Source organism: Acinetobacter sp. ACNIH2 (assembly GCF_002934965.1).
Lineage (GTDB): Bacteria > Pseudomonadota > Gammaproteobacteria > Pseudomonadales > Moraxellaceae > Acinetobacter > Acinetobacter tandoii.
The window spans coordinates 3,203,879-3,222,059 of record NZ_CP026412.1 but is presented as its reverse complement, the minus strand read 5'-3'; the positions used below and the strand labels follow the sequence as shown (position 1 = coordinate 3,222,059).

Annotated in this window: 18 protein-coding genes; 7 read left to right on the top strand and 11 right to left on the bottom strand. The window is 36.8% G+C overall.

Features of this window, described 5'->3' with window-relative positions; translation table 11 throughout:
* Positions 1–43: 43 nt before the first annotated feature.
* Positions 44–1,201, top strand: a complete 1,158-nt coding sequence (locus tag C3F34_RS15330) for a hypothetical protein (protein ID WP_104442035.1) — start codon at positions 44–46, stop codon at positions 1,199–1,201.
* Positions 1,202–1,213: 12 nt separating this feature from the next.
* Positions 1,214–2,083: a hydroxyethylthiazole kinase gene (gene thiM, locus C3F34_RS15325; protein ID WP_104442034.1), complete on the top strand. Its 870-nt coding sequence runs from the start codon at positions 1,214–1,216 to the stop codon at positions 2,081–2,083.
* Between the two features lie 39 nt (positions 2,084–2,122).
* Here thiM and C3F34_RS15320 read toward each other — a convergent pair whose 3' ends face one another.
* Positions 2,123–2,854, bottom strand: a complete 732-nt coding sequence (locus C3F34_RS15320) for a hypothetical protein (protein ID WP_016166358.1) — start codon at positions 2,852–2,854, stop codon at positions 2,123–2,125.
* A gap of 526 nt (positions 2,855–3,380) precedes the next feature.
* Between C3F34_RS15320 and C3F34_RS15315 the strand changes: the two genes are divergently transcribed.
* From C3F34_RS15315 to C3F34_RS15305, 3 genes are all read left to right on the top strand, one after another.
* On the top strand, positions 3,381–3,866 hold the full coding sequence (locus tag C3F34_RS15315; protein WP_104442033.1) for an Lrp/AsnC family transcriptional regulator: 486 nt from the start codon (positions 3,381–3,383) through the stop codon (positions 3,864–3,866).
* A gap of 131 nt (positions 3,867–3,997) precedes the next feature.
* Positions 3,998–5,073 (top strand): IS3 family transposase gene (locus tag C3F34_RS15310; protein WP_104440995.1). Its coding sequence is split into 2 segments (ribosomal slippage): positions 3,998–4,250 and positions 4,250–5,073, totalling 1,077 coding nucleotides; the frame shifts between segments, so codons are not numbered across the junction.
* A 168-nt stretch (positions 5,074–5,241) separates the two neighbouring features.
* Complete coding sequence (locus C3F34_RS15305) at positions 5,242–6,699, top strand: DASS family sodium-coupled anion symporter (protein WP_104442032.1); 1,458 nt, start codon at positions 5,242–5,244, stop codon at positions 6,697–6,699.
* Positions 6,700–6,810: 111 nt separating this feature from the next.
* On the opposite strand, the gene C3F34_RS15300 is transcribed toward C3F34_RS15305, so the two are convergent.
* The 7 genes from C3F34_RS15300 to C3F34_RS15270 form a co-directional block, all read right to left on the bottom strand.
* A complete protein-coding gene (locus C3F34_RS15300; RefSeq protein ID WP_104442031.1) occupies positions 6,811–7,032 on the bottom strand; it encodes a hypothetical protein in 222 nt (73 codons plus the stop codon).
* A 193-nt stretch (positions 7,033–7,225) separates the two neighbouring features.
* The gene (locus C3F34_RS15295; protein WP_044740405.1) at positions 7,226–8,233 is read right to left on the bottom strand and encodes a PD-(D/E)XK nuclease family protein; all 1,008 of its coding nucleotides are present in this window, start codon (positions 8,231–8,233) and stop codon (positions 7,226–7,228) included.
* A 74-nt stretch (positions 8,234–8,307) separates the two neighbouring features.
* Positions 8,308–10,947, bottom strand: a complete 2,640-nt coding sequence (locus C3F34_RS15290) for a bifunctional aconitate hydratase 2/2-methylisocitrate dehydratase (RefSeq protein WP_044740404.1) — start codon at positions 10,945–10,947, stop codon at positions 8,308–8,310.
* A 294-nt stretch (positions 10,948–11,241) separates the two neighbouring features.
* Entirely contained in the window at positions 11,242–11,511 is a 270-nt protein-coding gene (locus C3F34_RS15285; protein ID WP_044740403.1) for a hypothetical protein, read from the bottom strand.
* A gap of 236 nt (positions 11,512–11,747) precedes the next feature.
* Complete coding sequence (locus C3F34_RS15280; protein ID WP_044740402.1) at positions 11,748–12,107, bottom strand: hypothetical protein; 360 nt, start codon at positions 12,105–12,107, stop codon at positions 11,748–11,750.
* 110 nt (positions 12,108–12,217) lie between these two features.
* On the bottom strand, positions 12,218–12,652 hold the full coding sequence (locus C3F34_RS15275) for an I78 family peptidase inhibitor (protein WP_044740401.1): 435 nt from the start codon (positions 12,650–12,652) through the stop codon (positions 12,218–12,220).
* Positions 12,653–12,789: 137 nt separating this feature from the next.
* Positions 12,790–12,993, bottom strand: coding sequence for a hypothetical protein (locus tag C3F34_RS15270; RefSeq protein ID WP_016166367.1), 204 nt, complete (start codon positions 12,991–12,993; stop codon positions 12,790–12,792).
* 425 nt (positions 12,994–13,418) lie between these two features.
* Between C3F34_RS15270 and C3F34_RS15265 the strand changes: the two genes are divergently transcribed.
* The gene (locus tag C3F34_RS15265; RefSeq protein WP_016166368.1) at positions 13,419–14,570 is read left to right on the top strand and encodes an acyltransferase family protein; all 1,152 of its coding nucleotides are present in this window, start codon (positions 13,419–13,421) and stop codon (positions 14,568–14,570) included.
* A gap of 319 nt (positions 14,571–14,889) precedes the next feature.
* On the opposite strand, the gene C3F34_RS15260 is transcribed toward C3F34_RS15265, so the two are convergent.
* Genes C3F34_RS15260 through C3F34_RS20770 form a run of 3 tightly spaced genes read right to left on the bottom strand, consistent with a single transcriptional unit; the run spans position 14,890 to position 17,440 of the window.
* Positions 14,890–15,867, bottom strand: coding sequence for a glycosyltransferase (locus tag C3F34_RS15260; protein WP_016166369.1), 978 nt, complete (start codon positions 15,865–15,867; stop codon positions 14,890–14,892).
* Positions 15,864–16,964 carry a DegT/DnrJ/EryC1/StrS family aminotransferase gene (locus tag C3F34_RS15255; RefSeq protein ID WP_104442030.1) on the bottom strand — a complete coding sequence of 367 codons (1,101 nt, stop codon included), beginning with the start codon at positions 16,962–16,964 and terminating at the stop codon, positions 15,864–15,866. The genes C3F34_RS15260 and C3F34_RS15255 overlap by 4 nt, the downstream gene beginning before the upstream one ends.
* Positions 16,961–17,440: an acyltransferase gene (locus tag C3F34_RS20770; RefSeq protein ID WP_016166371.1), complete on the bottom strand. Its 480-nt coding sequence runs from the start codon at positions 17,438–17,440 to the stop codon at positions 16,961–16,963. Before C3F34_RS20770 ends, C3F34_RS15255 begins: the two co-directional genes overlap by 4 nt.
* A 76-nt stretch (positions 17,441–17,516) precedes the next feature.
* Between C3F34_RS20770 and C3F34_RS15245 the strand changes: the two genes are divergently transcribed.
* Positions 17,517–18,179: an IS1595 family transposase gene (locus tag C3F34_RS15245; protein ID WP_104440784.1), complete on the top strand. Its 663-nt coding sequence runs from the start codon at positions 17,517–17,519 to the stop codon at positions 18,177–18,179.
* The last annotated feature ends 2 nt before the right edge of the window (positions 18,180–18,181 follow it).

Below are 18,181 nucleotides of genomic sequence, written 5' to 3'. Positions count from 1 at the left end.
GTGTATAATCTTAAGCACTGATTCAATTATTCGATGACTAACCATGCTGCTCCAAATTCTGCAAAAACAACTGGATGAAAGCACAACTTGTCCGCTTTGTCAGGCAGCAATGTATTGGATAGAAGCCGAACAATATGATCAAGATGTGCAATTCCATGAATGTAGTCACTGTGCGCATCGGGTATTTCAGTCGGATAAATTCACGTGTCACTGTGACAGTTGTGCTTCAAAACGTAAAAAATTACTTCAAGAAACTCGACTGCAAGAACAACGTAAACTCAAGAAAAAAGAGATTGTAGAGCTAGAACTGCGCCAACTTAGCTTTCTACACAAACTGTTTTTACTCAGTATTCTGGATAATCAGATTCAGGAATATTCAGCACATGACGAATTTATTCATTGGGAAAAAATTAAATATCAACCCATTACCCCCAATTATTATTTTCAAAGTACCTTGCTCAAGCAACTTTTAAAAGACCAAATTTTAATTGCCAAAGACTTTGCAGAAGAAGCGCATGAATATTATGTCAATGTCCGTCTAGAAGGTTATACAGAGCCAAGTTTATTCAGTATTACCCAACAACTCAGACATTGGTTTTACGAAAATTTAAAACTCGGCATCCCATTTAAAGATGCTGAAGAAGTTAAAAACACCCTGTATTTGATCTTATATCAAGAAATCGTCCAGTTCATGCAATATTACTGCAAATCTTGGGGGGTTCAAATTGCAGGAAATCAGAGCTTTCAAACTTTTTGTTATCGTTTAATGGATACTCTCGCGGTAGGTCAGATTTATTATCTCATCCAAACTGCATTGGAATATTTATATGAACAAAAAGCACTAAAGCCACGCAATGAGAACTTCATCAATACCAACTTACTCAAAAAAACTGTTCAGCAGTATCGGGAACGATCTCTCACAGAAAGATGGGAAACATCTACACTTCCTCGTTTACCCACTATGCCGCTCAGTAAAATGAGTGAAATCCTATTTTTTAAATTTCTCGGTTATGATGAACGGATTTTCTTTCAACCTGTCTGGCGTTCGTGGAAGAAAATTGAACCGCGTTTAAATTTCTATTCAGTCAAACGCTGTATGTATTGTGGTTCCAACGACTTAGCCGTTGACTATGATGCCGAAGAATACGTATCTTTATTTTGTCGACATTGTAAGCATCAGGACCACTATTTCACACGGTGAATGGTGAACATCATGTCTACACTTTCAAACCAGCCAATATTTGACCTTCAGGATAATCTAGTGGATCAAACTGCACCATTACTACAGAAAATTGTTGAAGCGCATACCCAACTCCGTGCAACTCAACCTCTAGTGCAATGTATTACCAATAGTGTCGCTGCCAATTATGTAGCCAACGTACTACTTGCCTGTGGTGCTTCGCCCGCTATGATTGATAACCCATTCGAAGCAGAAAATTTCACTCGGATTAGTAGCGCACTCAGTATTAATTTAGGTACACCAACAACGGAACAAATGCAAGCAATGCAAATTTCTGCCAATACAGCACAGCAAGCTTCCGTTCCTTGGGTACTTGACCCTGTGGGTTATGGCAATATTTTATCTTGGCGCTCAGAAATGACCAATGAGCTGTTGCAATATCAACCCTCTGTAATCCGAGGGAATGCTTCGGAAATGAGTGGATTAGCAGGCAATCAAGTGACAGGTAAAGGGGTAGATAGCACGCTAGATAGTGCAGAAGTTTATATACAAGCTTGGACTTTGTTAGACCATGCTGAGTGTATTGCAATTTCAGGTGAATCTGACTTTATTCTCTCTAAAGAATTAAACAGCGTCATTCAAGTCAATGGCGGTTGCTTTCTACAACCAAGGGTGACTGCAACAGGTTGTGCGCTTGGTGCTTTAATTGCAGCTTATTGTGCTGTAACCGATGTTACAATTGCCACTTTGTCCGCACATGTACATTTTGCTGTCGCAGGACAATTAGCATACCAAACAGCACAAACTGTAGGTTCATTTAATGTGGCTTTCTTAGATGCACTTGATAGCCTTACAGCTGATCAAATCAGTGAGTATGCAAATTTCAGCATCATTCACAGGTAAAAAACAGATGTGAGCATAAGTAGAATATGCTCACATCTATTAACTCGCTGCGCGTTCTATCGCATTTAAAATTGCGGCTTCGGTTAACATTTTAGTATTCAATTTACTGACACACATCATCCCCATCCCATCAAAAAAATCTGGTGTGTGCTGCATGAAGAAATCAATATGCTGATTCGCCTGATCATGCATATGAATCGACTCATCTAAAGTCGTTTCTGGAATTACTCTTGGATGCACATAAATATCTTCACGACGTTTTTGTACATCTGGTTTACGTACCGCAACCAATTTAAGTACGTCCAGATAATCCTGTGGCGTATCTACATCTGTTCTCGGGTAAAAATTTTGTGCACACGATGCAAGCAAGGCATAGGCTTTCGGCTGCATCATCGTCACGACAAACCATAATGGAATCAGCGGATGTTTAATGCTGTGCTGTACAGCGACTTTAATCACTGAATTCACAGTTTTATTGCCACGTTGATAATTCGGTAAGAATGACCCACGTGAATTCACCACAAAAATATTCTTATCTCGAATAGTCAGTTTTAATATCAGAATACTGTTATACCCAATTAAACGAACACCATCAAAATACTCTACAACTTGTACAGATATCGCATCTGAATCATGCATAAAATCATGCAATTCTTGCTTACAGGTATCTGGAAAAATAATACGGTCAAATGCTAAAAGTTGTTCTAGATATTGGTTCTGATGTTCAGGTAATAGCTTCTTATAATCTGTTATTGTTTCGGAAATATTCATAACTCCGTCCGAGTTGAATAGACCTGATCATTCTAATACGAGATGATTCTGTCCGACATCCCCTAAACTAGGTACTTAAGGCTCATATGCTTTATTAAAGGGTGATTATTCATATTTTAAATCAATAGATTACAGAATTGTGTATTCAGCAAAATCAATAAGATGCAAGTAAAATACAACTTTAACCCAATGAGTCTAAATCTTTTAAATTTTAATAAAATAACCCATAAAAAATTTAAGCATTTTTATCAATCATTTTTTAGTTTTAGATCATTTTCACTGATTGTTTGAATATCTGATGACATCGTAAGGCATAAAAATGAACCAATAGCACCTTTAAGTCACCCTTCCCTAAAGGTGCTATTGGATCAATTATCACCTTTAACCCATTCAGTGATAATTTATATCCTTAGTCTAATCATTAACTTGCACAAATGTTTGCTGTATTTAAAGTAATTTCATTAAATTTCAGCATAAAAATGAAGTATATTTATATTTTAAAGAAGATTCTTCTGTGGAATAAGTTTTGAACAGTACAGAATACACGCTAGATAAAATTGATCGAAAGATTTTATCTGCTTTAAGACAAAATGGCAGATTGACCGTCGCACAACTCGCAGATGAAGTAGGACTTTCCTCCTCTCCGTGTTGGACACGCTTAAAACGTTTAGAGAATCTAAAAATTATTGATGGCTATACAGCCAACATCAATCCGAAGGCAATTGGCATTAATGAATTATTTTTCATCGAAATCACCTTAGAACGACATGATGATGAAATTTTGGAGCAATTCAGCCAAACCTTAGCAGATATTCCTGAAGTGATTGAAGCGCATTTAGTGACGGGTGATTATGATTATTTAGTCAAAGTAGCAGTGAAAAATGCTGAACACTATGAACGGTTTTTAAGAAAAAAACTCTATTCAATTAAAGGTATACGTCATACGCGCTCTACTTTTGCCTTACGCCCGCTTAAGTCTGCCACCACATCTGATTTAATGTTGATTGAATAATCGAAAACTCGTTTACTGCAATTTATGTAGATCTATGTTTTAATAGGCGTAGTATGAGATGGTAATCCCCCCTAAAAATAATAGGACTTAAAAGTAGAATTTTCTCTTAAGATACAAGCAGGAGATTCTGCATGAAAACATCTAAATTTACTGACAGCCAGATCATGTCCATCTTGAAGCAAGCGGAGTCTGGTACACCTGTTGCGGCCCTTTGTCGTGAACATGGTATGAGTAATGCAACCTTCTATAAATGGCGTGCTAAATATGGCGGCATGGATACATCTTTGATGGCACGGCTGAAAGAGTTGGAAACAGAAAATACCAGACTGAAAAAAATGTATGCTGAAGAGCGATTAAAAGCAGAAATTATTCAGGAAGCGATGTCAAAAAAGTGGTAAAGCCATCTTGTCGACGTCAGATGGCTCAACAGGCAGTGGCCCAACATGCTGTTAGTATCCGTTTAGCTTGCACTGCATTTGGCATAAGTGAAACCTGCTACCGTTATCAGGCTAGACTCAGTGATGACAATGTGCTCATTGCAGAACGGCTCATTGAACTCACTGAGGAAAATACCGATTGGGGCTTTGGTCTATGCTTCTCGTATTTACGGCATGTTGAGAGTCACTGCTGGAATCACAAGCGGGTTTATCGCATTTACTGTGAGTTGGCACTGAATCTGCGTATTAAACCGAGAAGAAGACTAAAACGACATGTGCCTGAACCACTGAAAGAGCCAATACGTGCAAATCAGGTTTGGTCACTGGATTTTATGCATGATCAACTTTCCGATGGTCGCAAGTTTCGATTATTGAATGTGATTGATGATTACCGCCGCGAAGGCCTAGCCATTGAAGCAGGGTTCTCATTGCCCACAATTAGGGTCATTCGTACGTTGAATCAATTGCTGGAGTGGAGAGAAAAACCGTTAGTGATCCGATGTGATAATGGCCCCGAGTTTATCAGTCACGAATTTGTGCGCTGGGCTACTGAGCACGGTATTCGTATTGAATATATTCAACCGGGTAAGCCACAGCAGAATGCGTATATTGAACGATATAATCGGACTATACGTTATAGTTGGCTGAGCAAGCATTTGTTTGATACGTTAGAAGAAGTTCAGGATTACGCAACTGATTGGCTGTGGCATTACAATCATGAAAGACCACACCAAGCTAACAAAGGAAGGCCACCTCTAATGGCTGCTTAACCTCTACTTTTAACTTCGGTTATTTATGGGAGGATTACCATGTCAAAGACTGATTAGGCAAAATTAAAATCAATCTTTTATTGGGAATATGTTACTCACACTAGACTTCAACATAATCAATGTTCATTATTTATTCACATAATAACTATATTTTTGGAGTGCGCTTCAATGGGGTTTAAACTCATACCAACCATAATTTCAGTATCACTTACCCTTATTATTTGGTTTTTCATCCCAGTCCCACACGATGTCTCTGCAAATGCTTGGCTTCTATTTGCCATGTTCATCGGGGTGATTGCTGCCATTATTGGCAAAGCCATGCCAATTGGGGCAATTTCGATTATTGCTATTGCACTTGTTGCGATTACCCGAGTAACCAACAATAACCCAAGTGATGCCATCAAGGACGCATTAAGTGGTTTTGCCAATCCACTGATCTGGTTAATTGGTATCTCCATCATGATCTCAAAAGGATTACAAAAAACAGGCTTAGGTGCTCGACTTGGATATTACTTTATTGCAGTTTGGGGCAAAAGAACCATCGGTATTGGCTACAGTCTCGCGTTATCTGAACTCATCCTTGCCCCAGTGACCCCAAGTAATACTGCTCGTGGTGGTGGAATTATTCACCCCATTGTGCGCTCTATTGCAATGAGTTTTGACTCTGACCCTGAAAAAGGTACAGAAGGAAAAATTGGTAAATATTTGGCTTTGGTGAATTACCACTCAAACCCCATCACTTCGGCGATGTTTATTACCGCTACCGCACCGAATCCATTAGTTGTTGAGCTTGTAGCAAAAGCCACCAATAGCCAGATTCAGCTGAGTTGGACGACATGGGCATTAGCCATGGTGTTACCCGGTATTGTGGCTTTGGCGTTAATGCCAATTGCACTTTACTTTATGTACCCGCCTGAAATTAAAAAAACACCCAATGCCGCTCAGTTTGCCAAAGAGCGTTTAAAGGAAATGGGCCCCGTTACCTTACACGAAATGATCATGCTTGCTGTGTTTGGAATTTTACTCTTACTCTGGGCGGGTATTCCAGCGATGCTGTTAGGTGATATGTGGACATTAGACCCCACCACAACCGCATTTATTGGTTTATCTCTTTTATTACTTAGTGGTGTTTTAACTTGGGATGATGTCTTAACTCAAAAAAGTGCATGGGATACTGTAACATGGTTCGCTGCACTGGTGATGATGGCCACCTTTTTAAATAAGCTCGGCTTAATCGCTTGGTTTTCTGATGTTTTACAAACGAGCATTGGGCAGCTTGGCTTAACCTGGGTTCCTGCTTCCATGCTTTTATTATTCGCTTATATGTACGCCCACTATATTTTTGCCAGTACTACTGCGCATATTACCGCTATGTTTTCAGCATTCTACATTGCAGGTATCGCACTAGGTGCACCACCAATGTTCTTTGCGCTGATTATGGCAGCAGCATCAAGCATTATGATGACACTGACTCATTATGCGACGGGCACATCCCCTATTATTTATGGTTCAGGTTATACAACGCTTGGTGAATGGTGGAAAGCAGGTTTTGCCATGAGCATTATTAATATGGTTATTTTTATAGTCTTAGGTGGAATTTGGTGGAAGATGTTGGGTTATTGGTAAGCATATTCAGATTTTAAAAAAGCCCCTTATCTAGTAGGGGCTTTTTTAACGTCTATATTTTCAAGAGACTAAGCTACAACAATATCTATTTGATAAAACCAATCAGATTACTTAATCCGGCTTAATATCATAGACCCAATTTCGAGCTTGTTTGTCTGTGGTTGTTTCACAGACATAGTAGTCATGATCCCATGAATCTTGATGGAAAATTTCCATTTTTCGGTAAGTGACTTGTTTACCATTTTCGACACATATAAAGCTGTCACCTTGGTCTTTTACGGCAGAACCGTTAAGAAAGCCACCTATACATAGGAAGCGGGATTGTTTAGGCATTTGCTTAAATCAACTACAGAAATCATATAACAATTTGGAGATTAAACGATTTATTGGTTGGAGTGTAAAGTGTAATAAATGACATAACATACATAGAAACTATCAATCAACCTGAGTGTATCTAAAACTAGAAGATTGAAGAGATTAGTAATATACTAAAATAATAGTGATACTCATAGTATGCTAATTTTATTTAACCCACCAATTGAGTAGCATTTAAAAAATTAGTTTCAATAAATTGTGTATATTTCTTAAGTTCCTGAAGAGTTTTTTCAATATCTATCAATTCTGTGCTTTCATCTCTTATAAGATACTTTGTTGTTAAAATCGTCATTGTTCTACCTTTTCCAAATCTAATAGGCTTTTTAAAACTCAACTTTCTTTCTTTTGCCCTAACCAGATAATGCCTGTAGCAAATCTTTCTAATCCGTTTACTATCATTAGTTTTATCACAACTAATTTTTAAAACTAAATTATCTTGTTCTATTTGCAAATATTGTGTACAAAATTCATTTTTCTTTGATGCCCACCAAAACCCCATGAATCCTCCAGACACATTATTTATCTTTCCCCAATTACTACCATCTATATAACATTGTAACTCTTGAAAAAATCCACTCCAACTTAAACTACTCCAATCGTCTATTTTCTGTATTTTATAAGATCGAACCTTATTTTCAATACCTAAAATATATGATAAATAATTTTGAAATATATCACTTTTAATATTTTGAAATTCACTGTTTACTAAGACCTTTAAAAACATAGTCCTAGTAAAAATAGAAAATCCATCTTTTTCTTCTTTTTTATAATTGGATTGATCAAAAGTTTTAAAGAAAATAGCAATAACTTTATTTAGATATTTTCCACCATCCTTTTCCTCAGCATAATTTTTATAACGTATCAGTTGATTTGAATGTACTTTAGTATTTGTTTTATCCTCAATAATAATCATATATTCATTCAAGTAACATACAATATCTATATTAGCTTCTTGTTTTTTTAACTTAAAGTTATTAATGGTCTTAGGAAAATCAAAACCGCTAATTAGAAAAAATTGTTCCAATAATTGAATGGCAACTATTGTAAGGTCAGAATTGAAATGTTTATATTTAGGATCAGCCCAAGAAAGTAACCAAAAAATAAAAGCATCTTGTGATAATTCTTTTGTTGCATAGCTGAAAATATTAGGTTTATCCATTTTTATTATCCAAAAAATAAGGGCTGATTAATCAGCCCTTATTTTTAACTCATTAAAACTTAATTATCAATTAATTAAGTTAACTGAGCAGCAGCAATTTTCTTAGTATCTACCTTATCCGCAGCATTTGTATATTCGCCCATTTGGTCGAAATTCAAATATTTGTAGATGTCAGCAGACATACTGTCAATTTGAGCTGCATATTGTTGGTATTCTTCTGGAGTTGGTAATTTACCAAGTACAGCAGCAACAGATGCAAGCTCAGCAGACGCCAAGTAAACGTTAGAACCTTGACCTAAACGGTTAGGGAAGTTACGTGTAGAAGTCGATACAACCGTTGTGTTCGGCGCAACACGTGCTTGGTTACCCATACATAATGAACAACCAGGCATTTCAGTACGTGCACCAGCACGGCCATAAGTGTTATAGAAGCCTTCTTCCATTAACTGGTGTTCGTCCATACGTGTTGGTGGAGCCAACCATAAACGAGTTGTTAATGAACCGCTTGGTACTTTCTCAAGTAACTGACCAGCAGCACGGAAGTGACCAATGTTCGTCATACAAGAACCGATGAATACTTCATCAATTTTGTCGCCTTGAACGTCAGAAAGAAGTTTTGCATCATCGGGATCGTTCGGGCAGCAAAGGATAGGTTCTTTGATGTCAGCAAGGTCGATTTCATACACTTTCGTGTATTCAGCATCAGCATCAGCTTTAAGAAGTGATGGGTTAGCCAACCATTTTTCCATGTTTTCAACACGGCGAGCCATCGTACGCGCATCGCCATAGCCTTGTGAAATCATCCACTTAAGCATTGTGATGTTAGAACGTAGGTACTCAGCAACTTTCTCTTCAGAAAGTGTGATTGCACAACCAGCAGCAGAACGTTCAGCAGAAGCGTCAGAAAGTTCGAATGCTTGTTCAACAGTCAAATCAGTTTCCATTTCTGACAAGTCGATTTCTAAGATACGACCAGAGAAGATATTTTTCTTACCTTTTTTCTCAACAGTAAGATCGCCTTCCTTGATTGCATAGTAAGGAATTGCATGTACAAGGTCACGTAAAGTGATACCAGGCTGCATTTTACCTTTGAACTTCACAAGAACTGACTCTGGCATGTCAAGTGGCATAACACCAGTTGCTGCAGCGAACGCTACAAGACCAGAACCCGCTGGGAATGAAATACCAATTGGGAAACGAGTATGCGAGTCACCACCAGTACCTACTGTATCTGGAAGAAGCATACGGTTTAACCAAGAGTGGATAATACCGTCGCCTGGACGTAAAGAAACACCACCACGGTTCATGATGAAGTCAGGAAGCGTGTGTTGCATTTGTACGTCAACTGGCTTTGGATAAGCAGCAGTGTGACAGAAAGACTGCATAACTAGGTCAGCAGAGAAGCCCAAGCAAGCTAAGTCTTTTAACTCGTCACGAGTCATAGGACCAGTTGTATCTTGAGAACCCACTGTAGTCATCTTAGGTTCACAGTAAGTACCAGGAATTACACCTTGACCTTCTGGAAGACCACATGCACGACCAACCATCTTCTGAGCTAAAGTGAAACCTTTACCAGTTGCAGCAGGTTGTACAGGAGTACGGAATAAAGTAGATGGAGCAAGACCTAAAGCTTCACGCGCTTTAGCAGTCAAACCACGACCAACGATCAAGTTAATACGGCCGCCGGCACGTACTTCGTCTAGAAGAACTGGAGTTTTAAGTTCAGATTCAGCAATTTGTTCGCCGTTTTTGAACGCAGTTACTTTAGCCGCTGAGTGATCGATTTTAAGAACAATTTCGTCACCCATGTTCATGTTCGCAACGTCAATCTCTACAGGTAACGCACCAGCGTCTTCCATAGTGTTGAAGAAAATCGGAGCGATTTTAGAACCTAAGCAGTAACCACCGTCTTTTTTGTTCGGAATGTGCGCGATTTCGTCACCGAAGAACCAAAGTACAGAGTTAGTTGCAGACTTACGAGAAGAACCTGTACCAACAACGTCACCCACGTAAGCAACTTGGTTGCCTTTCGCGATGAGTTCTTTAATTTGGTTAAGTGGGCCAACTTCACCAGGAACTTCTGGGTTGATTCCATCACGTACGTTTTTCAACATCGCATTCGCGTGTAATGGGATATCTGGACGGCTCCAAGCGTCTTGAGCTGGAGACAAGTCATCAGTGTTTGTTTCACCAGTTACTTTGAATACAGTAAGTTTAATTTCTTCTGGAACATCTTTACGGCTAGTGAACCATTCAGCATCAGCCCAAGATTGAAGAACTGCTTTCGCATTTTCGTTACCCGCTTTCGCTTTGTCAGCAACGTCATGGAATGCATCAAATACAAGAAGAGTTTTCTTTAATGCTTCAGCAGCTAAGCTAGCCAATTCTGCATTGTCTAAAAGCTCAACTAGAGGTGCTACGTTATAACCACCAAGCATAGTACCTAGTAAGTAAACCGCACGTTCTTTAGAAACTAATGGAGAAGTCGCTTCGCCCTTAGCCAAAGCAGCCAAGAAAGCAGCTTTAACGTATGCAGCTTGGTCAACACCCGCTGGAACACGGTTTTCTAGTAAATCAACTAAAAATGCTTCTTCGCCAGCTGGTGGGTTTTTTAATAATTCAACTAATTCAGCTGTTTGAGCATCATCAAGTGGCTTCGGTGGGACTCCGAGTGCGGCACGTTCTGCAACGTGTTGGCGGTAAGCTTCTAGCACGGTGTTATTCCTCTTTTTTAAAAAATTATTTACGCATTCCTGCTTTAAACAAAGCTACGCAAATAATATGGACTGCTTGATTTTACTAAAATTCCAGTTAAAAGTTAATGCGCTACAAGTGTTTCTTCGTGATGCCCATTATTTTCTAACTAAATGATGCTCATATCGATTGCATATAAAAACAGCAATATAGTCAGATCATTTGGGCTTTTTTCACATTAACTTTGAACTGCCATTCAAAAACAAAAAAGGCAACCTATGTTGCCTTTTTTTACTACAGATAAATATTCAACCTTAGTGGACAGTCGTGCCCTTTAAATATTCAGCCAATCCTGATTCATCACCTTCAAATTTGATCTGAATTTCATCTTCATGCAACATCATGTGTTGCGCACTAGCAAAAGAGATTTTTACAGCATAGAGCTTCAGATCCGTGTCTATTGAGTGTTGTATATAAACTCTATCGCCAAGACTCAGCACATAATGACTCCCTGATATGATCATACAATGTGTTTCGTCCTGTAAAAGTAAATCAGCTTGATTTAAATATCCAGCTACTTCCATATCTCACTCCATCTGCTTGTTATTGTTCTGTCTTTATTATTGTTTAAAAATGGACTGTTTTCTATATCTACAACCCTATCAAATCATATATTTAAAATATGCTTAGGCTATTTCAATTACATGAAATATCAAACATTATTCCACTTTAAAACCTAGTAAATAAAAGCCTTGTGTATCTTTCCACAAGGCTTTTATTTAAATTTTTAAATGACGAAATTTTAACTGTCATGAACAAGTTAGAACTGCTTATACTCTGGCAATTTATCGTGTGGTGTGATCAAACATTTCTCAGTAATTTGCGTCTTAATTTGCTCACGTGCTGCATCTTTATCTTGTTTAATTTGCACTTCAGGCATTGCGTACACTTGTTCAATAATGTCCAGAATGAATTTTTTGGTAAATTCATCATCAATTTTGTTGGCGTGCTCAATCGCCTTATTTTTTTCAATAGCACTTTGGCGATCAAGCATAATTGAACGCGCAGCATTCCCCATACTGGTACAGTAGCCGTGCCATTGTTCTTCAGGAGTTAATGGCTTCTTTTCAGAACATCCTGCTAATGCTGCCACAATAGCTAAAAAATAAATTTTTTTCATGCATACTCTCCAATTTTGCGCACTATGATAGTCAAACTTTTTGAAATGATGAACCATTACTGGCTTTGAATATTAAAAAAGCCCTAATTAGGGCTTTTTTACTCGATCAATTAACCGCAATTTGCTTGAACTACTTTATTATCTTTAGGATTAATAGTTACAGTTACCCGGTCCTCGCGATAATCCATCGTCACAGGTTGACCTGGCTGAACTAAACGCACAGTTTGAGCATTGGTTTTTTGTTTAATTTGCGCCTCAGTCAAGCCAATCTGCCCAACTAAAGTTGCTGCTTGTTCTGGTACACATTTTGCCTGATTCTGACGGAAAAATTGCCATTCCTCTACAATCTGCCCATTCGGTAAATGACAATACCCAACCTCACCATTGGCTTCTTTTCTAATTTCCAATTTACCATCCTGTTCAACACAAAAAGTACTTGCTGGATTTGCCATTCCAATGTTCGTTTTTTCAGTTTCTGTCTTTTGCACTGTACTACAACCCGACAGAATCACCATGATCAACCCAAACATCATATTTTTTTTCATAAAGGATATTTCTTTAAATAAAAGATTAACATAGCAAAGATATTGAAAATAAACTGTGCGAGTTTTGCAAAATATCAATTAAAAAAAGCCCATCAATCGAAGGACTTTTTACTTAAGACTTGTTTTATATGTCAACTTTAATTCACTGAATGAATATCAAGTTCCTCATTTTTCGCTAAAACTACTGAAGCTAAAATTGGGACACCCAAAATAAAAGGTACCGCAAAAATCCAAAAAATCACGGTATAGTGCGGATTAAAGAGAAATTTAATAGCTATTGCCGCCAAGATTAAAACTGAAAATAAAATCGCTGCAAAACGCAGTACAAATTTGATTGGCATGGTGATTATCGCTCAAAATTAGCAAGTCCAATTACTATACACCTACTTTTCATATGGTTTAATTGGTTTTAGGTATCTAGTGGCTGTTATCTATAGATTTTCTTGATCTAGACAAATTACCTCAAGTACGATGGAAATACTTTTTCGAAGCTCATTAAAATATAAAGATGGTAGTGGAAGCTATATTTTAAAAAATAATACCTTAAAGATACTCTTTCGAGGTTCAGTTCTTAAATTTAACGCATTAAGCCAATTAGATAAATCTGAATTTGGAGATCCTGAGCTCTAAAATGATCCACATAGCAAATGAAACAGCCTATAAAGCAATAAACCTAGGATTTAATATATTCAAAAATTAAAAATTATGTGGAAATATAAGAAAGGCATACATAAAATGCCCACGTAATTTTTTCATCAACATCATTATGCAATTTTTTCCAATTGATGCCTTATATCTTTTTCTAGTCCTAGTTTTGTGTATCGGGCTTGCCGCTATTCTCTTAAAAAGAGCTCAATTTTTACCGAGTGAAATCATTCAGCGTGCTTCTCCACTGGACGGTTTACGTGGGATTCTTGCTCTTTCTGTACTTGCTCATCATTTCTACATCACTTATGTATGGAAAACTGTGGGTGAATGGAAAAAACCTGAATTTATTTTAATCAATAATTTCGGAGGAACTGCCGTTTCGCTCTTCTTCCTCATTACTGGTTATCTTTTTATTAATAAAATGATGCAAGTGGATATCAATTGGAAGCAACTTTATCTATCTCGAATAAAGCGGATCTACCCTCTTTATATAGCAGCTTTCATCTTCATTTTTGTTATTACTTTACTTAATGTTGAGATCAATAGTGCTAATTTTGGGGCTTTATTGAAATGGGTCAGTGACTGGCTTCTTTTCAAGGGTGGAAGCTTTGAAGGATTTGAAAGTGGTCTCATCATAGCAGGCGTAAGTTGGACATTGGCGTATGAATGGAAGTTTTACTTTAGTCTTCCAATTATTTATTGTATTTATCACAAAAAAATTCCCTTAACTTTATCCATTATCATTATTGCAGCCTTATTTTTCTATATTTTTAAGGAAAAGTCTCACTATTATTATGCCCTATTTGTTCTTTCTATCCCCGCAATTAAACTGAAGCAACAATTTAAAAAATTTATGTGTGAGTATCCTCATACAACCAATGTAATTGTAATAACATTAAGTTTGTTTTCTTTATTCTTTACAGAGCCTTATACATTTTCACAAATGATTCCTCTAGCAATCATTTTTGGATTTATTGCAAATGGTTATAATTTCTTTGGTGTACTCTATCACAATGGTTTACGGATACTTGGAGAAGTTAGCTATAGTATCTATCTTATTCATGGTGCCGTTTTGTACTTTTTCTTTTCTATTCTAAATGTTATAGACTTCAATAATATTTCTTTGCACTCCTATTATCTTTTCTTTCCAATTATCTTCAGTATTGTTGTGTTGTTATCAATTTTTACATACAAATTTATTGAGAGTCCCTTCCTAAGAAAAAAAGCAACACAATCTAAAGTTGATCATTCATTAGTTATAAATAGATAGATAACAATGGTCACTTTTCGAGTGATCATTTTATTGAGAAATAATTTTGATAGACTCCATTCAAACATACTTTTATTATCATAATTCAGCGAAGTTATAATATATTTTTTGCATAAATCATAAGTTACCAAAATCGCATATAAGATATTTTCACATCATAGATTCCAATACTGAACTAAAAGTATCTATAATCTTTTGAAAATAGATAACTAGTCCCCTCATTTTAATACTATATTAAAATGGGAAATTTTTTTAATAATAAATCTACTCTACATAAAAAAGCTCGATCCTAAATCGAGCATTATTTTATCTATAAGATTTAAAAATTTTTCCCACGTAACTTTCTTAACAATGATTTGAAAAAGAAAGGGAGGATAGATGTTTTTTTTGCTTGGCTGAATAAATCTAAAAACGATTTCTGATCTAACAGCATTTGCTTTACAAGCTCATACTTATTCATTCTGTCTTCAATAAGTTTAATAATGCTTGGATCTACCTGCGCTGTTTTACTATCTATAAGTCTTTGGGATAATACTGGAAGCATAATGTTCACTTCTCTTATCTGCATTTTTTTACGAAGTTCAGAATCGGCTTTAGCTTTATTATCATACTTTCCAGACTCGGATATACCCACACCTAAACGATATTTCACAAGGGGTTTATTTACATAAACCAGTCCTTTCAGTATTGAACTACGATATGCAAGCACTAAATCTTCATAAGCTTTAAGCTCGGTAATCTCACCAAATTTTTCAAATAAGCTTTTATGCCAAGCATGTGAAGCACCACAAATTAAAGCTGAACTAACAGCACATTTTTCTACAGTTCTACCATGCTTTTCTACTGGTGGAAGACTAACCTTGCCAAGTTCACCAGAGGGTGACATTTCCAAAACATCTGAGTAAATCGATGTAGGCTGATTCGTTGACTTGCAATAAGCAGTGACAATTTCAGTAACCCTATTCGGCTCAGAAATATCATCTCCTGCTGCTGCAACCAATAACTCTCCAGCAGCTAATTTGTTCGCTAGGTTAATGTGCGGAATTAATCCAATGTTATGCTCATTTTTATTAAGTTTTACCTTATGCGGCCCCGAATATTGCTCTGCAACTTCAGTCATTACCTTAAAAGTATCATCACTTGAACAATCATCAGAAAAAATAATTTCTAATGGTGAATAGTCTTGCGCTAGGATGCTTTCACAAGCTTGTTTAATATATTCGGCTTGATTATAAGCAAATAAAAAAACTGTTACCGAGGGTGCTTCTCTCACAAACTCTTGATTAGTGCTATTCATGAGAACCCTTTTAATACATCAATAATATAAGAAACTGATTCCTCACTTAGATGAGGACCAATTGGCAAGCTCAATATTTCATTAGAAACGTTTTCAGTTAGTAGAAGCTTACCCTTCAAATGTGATAATTCAGTCTCATAAGCACACTGAGCATGTGGTGGGATAGGGTAATGAATCAGACTTTGAATACCATGCGCTTGTAAATAGTCTTGTAACTTGTCTCTCTGTTTAGATCTAATTACAAATAAGTGCCACGCAGAATTTGCCTCTGGGATAATCTCAGGAAGTATAAAATTTGTACCCGAAAGTCCTAAAAAATACATTTCGGCAATTTTTTGTCGACGCGCATTCCATTGATTCAAATGTTTTAATTTCACACCTAAAATAGCCGCTTGAATTGGATCTAGGCGACTGTTATACCCTTTCTCAATATTTATATATTTTTGTGCAGAGCCATAATTTCGAAGAGTGCGTAATTGGTCAGCAAGAACTTTATCATTAGTTGTAATTGCACCACCATCACCTAAAGCACCCAAATTCTTACCTGGATAAAAACTCCATGCTACAGCATGACCATGACCACCAATTTTTTTCCCCTTATAGGTAGAACCATGTGCTTGAGCAGCATCTTCTAAAACTTTTAAACCATATTTTTCAGCAATTTCTAAAATTGGATCTAAATCAACAGGCTGCCCATATAAGTGCACAGGAATAATGACTTTTGTTTTATCTGTAATTGCTGATTCAATTAATTCAGGATTAATGTTGTAAGTTAACTCGTTGAATTCTACTGGAACTGGTATAGCACCACACTGACTAACTGCTAATAAAGTTGCAATATAAGTGTTAGATGGAACAATTACCTCATCCCCCTGAGTTACACCCATTGCTCTTAATGAGAGCGTCAATGCATCAAGGCCATTAGCGACACCAATACAATAGTTTGCTCCACAATATTCTGCAAAATCTTTCTCAAACTGCTCGACTTCAGGGCCTAAAACATAATAGCCACTATTTGTCACTCTTAAAATTGCTTCATCAATTTCTGCTTTTAATTCTAAATATGCAGCTTTTAAATCTAAAAATGGAATATTCATGTTTCGTCACTAGGCTTTGAAATTTTAAGAATTTTTGCAGGATTTCCTACAACAGTAGCATATTCAGGCACATCTTTAGTTACGACAGCGCCTGCCCCAACAACGGCATAAGCTCCTATTACAATTCCTGGCAAAATTGTGGCACCACCACCAATTGAGACATTATTGTGAACTAGTGTATCTAACTGCTCATAATGTTTATTACCGCTAATTGGATATCTATCATTTGTAAAAGTCACATTAGGACCAATAAAAACGTCATTACCAATCGTTAGACCATCCCATAATTGAACGCCCGATTTTACTGTAACGTTATCGCCAATTACCACTCGATTTTCAATTAAACAATGAGAGCAAATATTACAATTTCGACCAATTATGGCTTGCGGTAGTATTACAGCAAATTGCCAAATTCTTGTCCCGTCACCAATTGCTTTACTCTGAACATCAGATAAAGGATGAATAAAGTAGTTCATTATTGGCACTCTTTTATAAATTCTTCGTAATTACGAAGGCTCTAGACTAGCAGACTAGTTATGTTGGTCTGTAATCATGATTAAAAACAGTAAATTAAGCCACTACAAGATTAAAAAAATCATTCAATGCTTTTGCATTGATATACCCGCTTCTAAAACTGCATTATTACTCAATTTAAATCGTAATACGATCAACTATTGGTACATGCTTTTTAGGGAAGCTATTTATGATCATCAAACAGATTTAAGAACTAAATTTGTAGGTTCTATTGAAGTGGATGAAAGCTATTTTGGCGCTAAACGACAACGTGGTTTTCATGGGAAGTTAAAACGTGGTCGTGGCACTTTAAAACAACCCGTATTTGGAATATTTGAACGGGATGGGCGTGTTTATACTGAAATCGTTCCTGACTGTAAAATGAAGACTTTACAAAAGGTTATCTTAGGTAAGGTGGCACTAGAAAGTGTCATTTATAGTGATGGATGGCGAGGCTATAATGGTCTAGTTGATGTTGGTTATTCAAAGCATTTCAGGGTAAATCACGGAGCAAATGAGTTTGCTAGAGGACAATGTCACATAAATGGAATAGAATCATTTTGGAGTTTCTGTAAACGAAGATTATCCAAGTTCAATGGTATCTCAAAAGATTATTTTGACTACCATCTGAAGGAGTCTGAATGGCGTTGGATGAGAGAACCTAATGAGTTAGCAACTGAGTTGTGGAACATCATTAGATAAAA

Coding starts and splice junctions, on each gene's coding strand:
- C3F34_RS15330 (WP_104442035.1), top strand. CDS start 44: ATGCTGCTCCAAATTCTGCAAAAACAACTGGATGAAAGCACAACTTGT.
- thiM (WP_104442034.1), top strand. CDS start 1,214: ATGTCTACACTTTCAAACCAGCCAATATTTGACCTTCAGGATAATCTA.
- C3F34_RS15320 (WP_016166358.1), bottom strand. CDS start 2,854: ATGAATATTTCCGAAACAATAACAGATTATAAGAAGCTATTACCTGAA.
- C3F34_RS15305 (WP_104442032.1), top strand. CDS start 5,242: ATGGGGTTTAAACTCATACCAACCATAATTTCAGTATCACTTACCCTT.
- C3F34_RS15300 (WP_104442031.1), bottom strand. CDS start 7,032: ATGCCTAAACAATCCCGCTTCCTATGTATAGGTGGCTTTCTTAACGGT.
- C3F34_RS15295 (WP_044740405.1), bottom strand. CDS start 8,233: ATGGATAAACCTAATATTTTCAGCTATGCAACAAAAGAATTATCACAA.
- C3F34_RS15285 (WP_044740403.1), bottom strand. CDS start 11,511: ATGGAAGTAGCTGGATATTTAAATCAAGCTGATTTACTTTTACAGGAC.
- C3F34_RS15280 (WP_044740402.1), bottom strand. CDS start 12,107: ATGAAAAAAATTTATTTTTTAGCTATTGTGGCAGCATTAGCAGGATGT.
- C3F34_RS15275 (WP_044740401.1), bottom strand. CDS start 12,652: ATGAAAAAAAATATGATGTTTGGGTTGATCATGGTGATTCTGTCGGGT.
- C3F34_RS15270 (WP_016166367.1), bottom strand. CDS start 12,993: ATGCCAATCAAATTTGTACTGCGTTTTGCAGCGATTTTATTTTCAGTT.
- C3F34_RS15265 (WP_016166368.1), top strand. CDS start 13,419: ATGCAATTTTTTCCAATTGATGCCTTATATCTTTTTCTAGTCCTAGTT.
- C3F34_RS15260 (WP_016166369.1), bottom strand. CDS start 15,867: ATGAATAGCACTAATCAAGAGTTTGTGAGAGAAGCACCCTCGGTAACA.
- C3F34_RS15255 (WP_104442030.1), bottom strand. CDS start 16,964: ATGAATATTCCATTTTTAGATTTAAAAGCTGCATATTTAGAATTAAAA.
- C3F34_RS20770 (WP_016166371.1), bottom strand. CDS start 17,440: ATGAACTACTTTATTCATCCTTTATCTGATGTTCAGAGTAAAGCAATT.
- C3F34_RS15245 (WP_104440784.1), top strand. CDS start 17,517: ATGATTAAAAACAGTAAATTAAGCCACTACAAGATTAAAAAAATCATT.